This is a genomic window from Sphingomonas sp. BK235, from assembly GCF_004345855.1.
Classification (GTDB): Bacteria; Pseudomonadota; Alphaproteobacteria; order Sphingomonadales; family Sphingomonadaceae; genus Sphingomonas.
In genome coordinates, this window is sequence record NZ_SLXN01000017.1 from 23139 (window position 1) to 29356 (window position 6218).

General features: G+C 70.2%; 6 protein-coding genes. All 6 read left to right on the forward strand.

Annotated elements, in window-relative coordinates:
• Position 1 precedes the first annotated feature (1 nt).
• Positions 2-583 (forward strand): DUF308 domain-containing protein, encoded by a 582-nt coding sequence (locus tag EV292_RS22045; RefSeq protein WP_132911429.1) that lies wholly within the window; start codon positions 2-4, stop codon positions 581-583.
• 119 nt (positions 584-702) lie between these two features.
• A complete protein-coding gene (locus EV292_RS22050) occupies positions 703-2094 on the forward strand; it encodes an FAD-containing oxidoreductase (protein ID WP_132911430.1) in 1392 nt (463 codons plus the stop codon).
• The gene (locus tag EV292_RS22055; RefSeq protein WP_132911433.1) at positions 2085-2813 is read left to right on the forward strand and encodes an aspartate/glutamate racemase family protein; all 729 of its coding nucleotides are present in this window, start codon (positions 2085-2087) and stop codon (positions 2811-2813) included. Before EV292_RS22050 ends, EV292_RS22055 begins: the two co-directional genes overlap by 10 nt.
• Complete coding sequence (locus EV292_RS22060) at positions 2810-4495, forward strand: alpha/beta hydrolase-fold protein (protein WP_132911431.1); 1686 nt, start codon at positions 2810-2812, stop codon at positions 4493-4495. Before EV292_RS22055 ends, EV292_RS22060 begins: the two co-directional genes overlap by 4 nt.
• Before the next feature lies 1 nt (position 4496).
• Positions 4497-5819 carry a retropepsin-like aspartic protease gene (locus tag EV292_RS22065; RefSeq protein ID WP_132911432.1) on the forward strand — a complete coding sequence of 441 codons (1323 nt, stop codon included), beginning with the start codon at positions 4497-4499 and terminating at the stop codon, positions 5817-5819.
• A partial coding sequence (locus EV292_RS22070; protein ID WP_207913550.1) for an alpha-ketoglutarate-dependent dioxygenase AlkB occupies positions 5797-6218 on the forward strand: 422 nt, incomplete at its 3' end. The genes EV292_RS22065 and EV292_RS22070, both read left to right, overlap by 23 nt.

Here is a 6218-nt window from a genome sequence, read left to right on the forward strand (position 1 = left end):
CATGCCGACCACTGCCAATGCGAAAGCGCCCGACCTGGGCTGGCTCCGAACCTATTATTACCTGCGTTTCGCGGTGGCTGCCGCCTGGGTCGCGCTGGCCTTCACGATCGCCGGCACGAGGCCCGCGCTCGCCGCCGCGATGCTCGTCGCCTACCCGGCCTGGGACGCGCTGGCGAACTATCTCGACGCCGCGCGCAGCGGCGGGCTCGCGCGCAACAAGAGCCAGATGCTCAACTTCGCGGTGAGCGCGGTGACCGCGGTCGCGGTCGGCGCGACCCTGCCGCATGGGCCGCACGCGGTGCTGCAGGTCTTCGGCGTCTGGGCCGTGCTGTCCGGTCTGTTCCAACTCGCCACCGGCGTGCGGCGGTGGAAGGTCTATGGCGCGCAATGGGCGATGATCCTGAGCGGCGCGCAGTCTGGTCTCGCCGGAGCGCACATGCTGAGCAAGGCCGCCGGCCCCGCCGCGGTCGGCATCGCCGACATCGCGCCCTATGCGGCGTTCGGCGCGTTCTACTTCCTCGTCTCGGCCGTCTCGCTGACGATCAGCACCGCACGCCGCCGCGCCAAGGTTGCCGCCACCTGATCGGTCTTGCCTTCATGACGTGCGCCTAACCCTCGTCCGATCGTGCGCGGGCCCGCCTCGCGCGAGCCCACTACCTCTGCCACAAGGCTTAGCGCCTCACTCGATCAAGGTACGCCAGCATGCGCAGCTTCGACGCCATCATCATCGGTGCCGGTCAGGCCGGTCCCGCGCTCGCCGCGAGGCTCAGCGCGGCGGGCCAGTCGGTCGCGATCATCGAGCGGCATTGGGTCGGCGGCACCTGCGTCAACACCGGCTGCCGCCCGACCAAGACCCTGGTGGCCAGCGCCTATGCGCTCCACACCGCGCGACGCGGGGCGGACTATGGCTTCACCGCCGCCTCCGTCGCCATCGACATGGCCGCGGTGGCCGCGCGCGCGAACGCCGTCATCCAGGACGGCCGCCGCGGCAACGAGGCGTGGCTTTCCGGCCTGACCGGCGTCGCGTTGATCCGCGGCCACGCGCGGTTCGAGTCCGCCGACACCGTGGCAGTGGCGGGCGAGCGCCTGACCGCGCCGAAGATCTTCCTCAATGTCGGCGGTCGCGCGGCCGTCCCGGACCTGCCGGGCATCGACGAGGTACCGATCCTCACCAACACGGGCATGGTCGCGCTCGACACGCTGCCCCGCCACCTGGTGGTGATCGGCGGCAGCTATATCGGGCTGGAGTTCGCGCAGATGTACCGCCGCTTCGGCGCGGCGGTGACGATCGTCGAGCGGATGGACCGGCTGATCGCGCGCGAGGACGAGGACGTCTCCGCGGCGGTGCGCGCGATCCTCGAGGCCGAAGGCGTCGCGGTGCGGACCGGCGCAAACTGCATCGGCTTCGCGCGGCAAGGTGACGGGATCGCGGTGCGCGTCGACTGCGCCGCGGACGCGTCGCCATTGCTCGCCAGCCACGTGCTGGTGGCCGTCGGCCGGCGGCCGAACACGGACGACCTCGGGCTCGAGGCGGCCGGCGTCGCGGTCGACCCGCGCGGCTATATCATCGTCGACGACCATCTGAAGAGCAGCGTCCCCGGCATCTGGGCGCTCGGCGACTGCAACGGCCGCGGGGCCTTCACCCACACCGCCTACAATGATTTCGAGATCGTTGCGGCCAACCTGCTCGACGGCGAGGACCGGCGCGTCAACCAGCGTCTGCCCGGCTATGCGCTCTACATCGATCCCCCGCTCGCCCGCGTCGGCCTGACCGACGCGCAGGCACTCGCGACCGGCAGGCCGCTGCTGCGCGCGACGCGGCCGATGACGCGCGTCGGCCGTGCGGTCGAGAAGGGCGAGCCGCAGGGCTTCATGAAGATCGTCGCCGACGCGGAGACGCGCCGTGTGCTCGGCGCGGCGATCCTCGGCACCAGCGGCGACGAGGCGATCCACGGCGTGCTCGACATGATGAACGCCGACCAGCCGATCGAGCGGCTTCGCTGGGCGGTACCGATCCACCCCACCGTGTCGGAGCTGATCCCGACGCTGCTGCTCGACCTCGAACCCTGGAACGGAGCGGCATGTTGCGCATGATCGGCCTGATCGGCGGGATGAGCTGGGAGAGCTCGGCGGCCTATTACCGCCTGCTCAACGAGGGCACCCGCGCGCGCCTGGGTCCGACCGCCTCGGCGCGCTGCCTCTTGTGGTCGTTCGACTTCGCGGAGATCGAGGCGCTGCAACACGCCGGCAACTGGGCCGGGCTCACCGCGCGGATGGTGGACGCCGCGCGGCGGCTCGAGGCGGCCGGCGCGGAGCTGCTGCTGATCTGCACTAACACCATGCACCGGATGGCGCCGGAGGTGCAGGGCGCGGTCGGCATCCCGCTGGTCCATATCGCCGACGCCACCGCGGAGCGGATCGTCGCCGCCGGGCTGCGGACGGTCGGCCTGCTCGGCACCGCGTTCACGATGGAGCAGGACTTCTACAAGGGGCGACTGCGCGACGCCTTCGGCCTGGAGGTGATCGTCCCAGACGCGGCGGACCGCGCGACCGTGCACCGGATCATCTACGACGAACTGGTCGCGGGGCGGGTCGAGCCCGCCTCGCGCGCGGCCTATCGGGCGGTGATCGCGCGGCTGGTCGCGTCCGGCGCCGAGGCGGTGATCCTAGGCTGCACCGAGATCATGATGCTGGTGAGACAGGACGACAGCCCTGTGCCGATCTTCGACACCACCGCAATCCATGCGGCCACCGCGCTCGACCGCGCGCTATCGGTTGAGAGCGACGACGATGCGCGGCGAACGGTCGGATGAGCCAAGCCACTCCTACCGCCACGGCGCGGCAGCCCGGCGCGGCCAACGTGACCCGCTTGCTGCTCGCGTCGGCGTCGGCGGCGCTCTTCATCGGGGCGGCCGAGCCGGCGCCGCGCCTGATCGTGACGCTCCGCCCCGACCTCGCCGCGGATGCGCGCGGGCGGCTGCTGGTGTTCGCCACGCCGGCGAGCGGCGCGGACGCACGCGGCGGCGACGCGGTCGACCTGGAGCGTGGCCGACACGTCTGGGTGGCCGGACGCGACGTGGCGGGGTTCGGGCCGGGGCGCTCGGTGACGATCGACGGGGCCACAGACGCCTTCCCGGCGAGCCTCGCCTCGCTGGCACCCGGCAGCTACCGCGTGCAGGCGGTGCTCGACCGCGACGGCGACTATAACTTCGCCGGCCGGGCACCCGGCGATCTCCTGTCCGAGGTCGTGACCGTGCGTCTCCCGCTCGCGTCGACCCCGACACTGCAGCTCGACCACGCCGTGCCGCCGGCGACCGACCAGTTCGACACCGCCGGCCTGCCTCCCGCAGCGGCCGCGCAGATCACTGCGTCGCGTGCGCACCTTCACGACGAGCGGATCGCCTCTCGCGCGCTGACGCGCTTCCGCGGAGAGCGCCAGGCCGTGGCGGCGTGGGTGCTGACCCCGCCCGGCTATGATCCCGCATCGCGCCGAACCTATCCGACGGTCTACACGGCGGGCGGGTTCGGCGTCCGGCACAAGCTCGGCGGCCAGCAGCTGTCGCGGATGTGGCATCTGATGGAAACGGGCGCGATCCCGCCGATGATCTGGGTCGCGCTCGACCACGCCTCCGCGACGGGCACGAACGAGTTCGCGGACAGCGCCAGCAACGGCCCATGGGGCGAGGCGCTGGTGCGCGATGTCATCCCCGCGCTCGAGGCGCGCTATCGGATGGACGCGCGACCGTCCGGTCGCTTCCTGATAGGGCACAGCTCGGGCGGCTGGTTCGCGCTGTGGGCAATGGTGCGCTACCCGCGGGTGTTCGGTGGCAGCTGGGCGACGGCGCCCGACCCCGTCGACTTCCACGCCTTTCTCGGTGTCGATCTCTACGCACGCGACGCGAACATGTACCAGGCAAGCGACGGAGGGCCGCGTCCGCTCGAGCGCGATCACGGCGAGGTTCTCGGCACGATCGAGGGCGCCGCCCGCCTGGAGCGCGTTCTCGGCCGCGAGGGTGGGCAGCTCCGCTCGTTCGAGTGGGTGTTCTCGCCCCGGCGCGCGGACGGCACCCCCGCCCCTTTGTTCGATCGCGAAACCGGCGCGGTCGACCCTGCCGTGGCCGCCTACTGGCGCGAGCATTATGATATCGTCCGCAAGCTTCAGGCCGAGTGGCACCACCGGCGCGGGCAGCTCGGTGGCAAGCTCCACGTCATCGTCGGCGACGCCGATTCCTATTATCTCGACGGTCCGGTTCGCCGGCTCGACGCCGCGCTGCGCCGGCTCGGCGGCAACGCGGACATCCGCTTCGTGCCCGGCGCGACCCACAGCATGGCGGAACTCTACGCGAGCGCCGGCGACCGCAACGCCCTGTGGAAGGAGATGACCAGCGCCATGTATGCCGCGGCCAGACCCGGGAAGACGTGGGACGAAGGCTCCTTGAAGGTCCCCGCCGCGACGTCGGCGCGCACGGCTTCCCAACCCGACAAGGCATTATAAGATGGCCTTCCGAGCGATACTGACGCTCGCAGTGGCTGCCGCGCCTGCGGCCGCGGCCCCCTCGCCGTCCGCCGCTGTGCTGCGCGTCGATGCTGCCCTCGAACGGTGGGACATGGCCGAAGCGCGTTCGCTCGCCGCGACTATGCCGCCGGGCGCCGATCGCTGCGCCGTGGAGGGCATCATCACAAGCCGTACCAATCAGCTCGAAACGGCAGCGAAGCTGCTCCCGCCGTGCCTGGCAGCGCTGGAGCGGAACAGATCGCACCGTGCCGAGACAGTGTTCGAGACGCTTCTCAACACCTACCTGCGTCGCGGTGAGTACGGAAAGCACTATGCGTTGCTCGCGCGCTGGCTCGGCACGCGGAGAGAGCACATCGATCCGAACAGGCTCTCGGATCTCCGCGATCAACTCGCGACCGCGGCGGTGTTGCGTGACCTGCCCAAGCCGTCGGTGACGGGACGTCAGACCGCGACGCTGCGCACTTACCTCAATGTGCTAGGTACCCGAACCATCGATTTGACCGTGCGTGATGTCACGCTTCCGTGGTTGATCGACACGGGCGCGAATTTCTCCGTTGTGTCCGAGAGCGCCGCGCGACGCCTGCGACTGGAGGTCCGTGACGCCGGCTACCATGTCGCCGGATCGACCGGCCATGCGGTGACCGCGCGGCTCGCGGTGATCGACAAACTCCCGGTCGGCGGCGTGATCCTTCGGAACATGATGGCGATCGTCGTCCCCGATGAGGCGCTGCGGATCCGGGCGCCGCACGCCGACTATCGGATCGACGCGGTCCTCGGCTTGCCAGCATTGACTCAGTTCGGTCGGTTTCGGATCGAGCGAGAGGGCGACATGACGATCAATCGCGACGCGCCGCCGCTCCGCTCGGGCGCGCTCCTCTTTATGAACGAGCTGACTCCGCTGGCCGAGGTGGAGATCGCCGGGCGCAGAAGTCTGATGAGCATCGACACGGGGGCGAACCGGACCACGCTTTACGCGAGCTACGCCGCAAGCTTCACCGATCGTGCACGGCTCTGGCCGAGGACGCGCGACGCCACTCTGGGGCTGGGTGGCATCAGCGACGCCGAGACCGCTTTAGAGCCCGAGTTGACGATCGGCGTCGGCGCGGCGACGGTCGCGGAACATGGCGTGCCTGTCGCGCTCGACGGAGACAGAGCTTCCCCGATCCTCGGCAATCTCGGACAATCGGGACTCTCGGCTAGATGTAGCTACACCTTCGACTTTCGCTCGATGCGGCTCCTGCTCGGCGACGAGGCGCCGAAAGCAGGCACCTGCCGGCCGAATGATTCGCAAGACCGCGCGTGATGCGGTCCAGATCATGGCGCCTTTTCGCCATTTTGAGATCCCGGGTGGCCGGTGGATGTCGGTGGCGATGACCAACGTCGGGCAGTTGGGCTGGGCCTCGGATCGGCGAGGCCGTCGCTACAGCCCCGTCAACCCGCTCACCGGACGACCATGGCCGGCGATGCCGCCCTTCGCCACGCTCGCCACCGAGGCTGCCGCCGCGGTCGGCTTCGCCAACTTTGCGCCGGAAGCGTGCCTCATCAATCGCTACGCGACCGGCGCGAAGCTGTCGCTTCACCAGGACCGCGATGAGCGCAATCTCGATCAGCCGATCGTGTCCGTCTCGCTCGGCGTCGATGCACGTTTCCTCTGGGGCGGGCAGTCTCGCACCGACCGTCCCCGCCGCATCGCCTTGCACCA

Coding starts and splice junctions, on each gene's coding strand:
- EV292_RS22045 (WP_132911429.1), top strand. CDS start 2: ATGCCGACCACTGCCAATGCGAAAGCGCCCGACCTGGGCTGGCTCCGA.
- EV292_RS22050 (WP_132911430.1), top strand. CDS start 703: ATGCGCAGCTTCGACGCCATCATCATCGGTGCCGGTCAGGCCGGTCCC.
- EV292_RS22060 (WP_132911431.1), top strand. CDS start 2,810: ATGAGCCAAGCCACTCCTACCGCCACGGCGCGGCAGCCCGGCGCGGCC.
- EV292_RS22065 (WP_132911432.1), top strand. CDS start 4,497: ATGGCCTTCCGAGCGATACTGACGCTCGCAGTGGCTGCCGCGCCTGCG.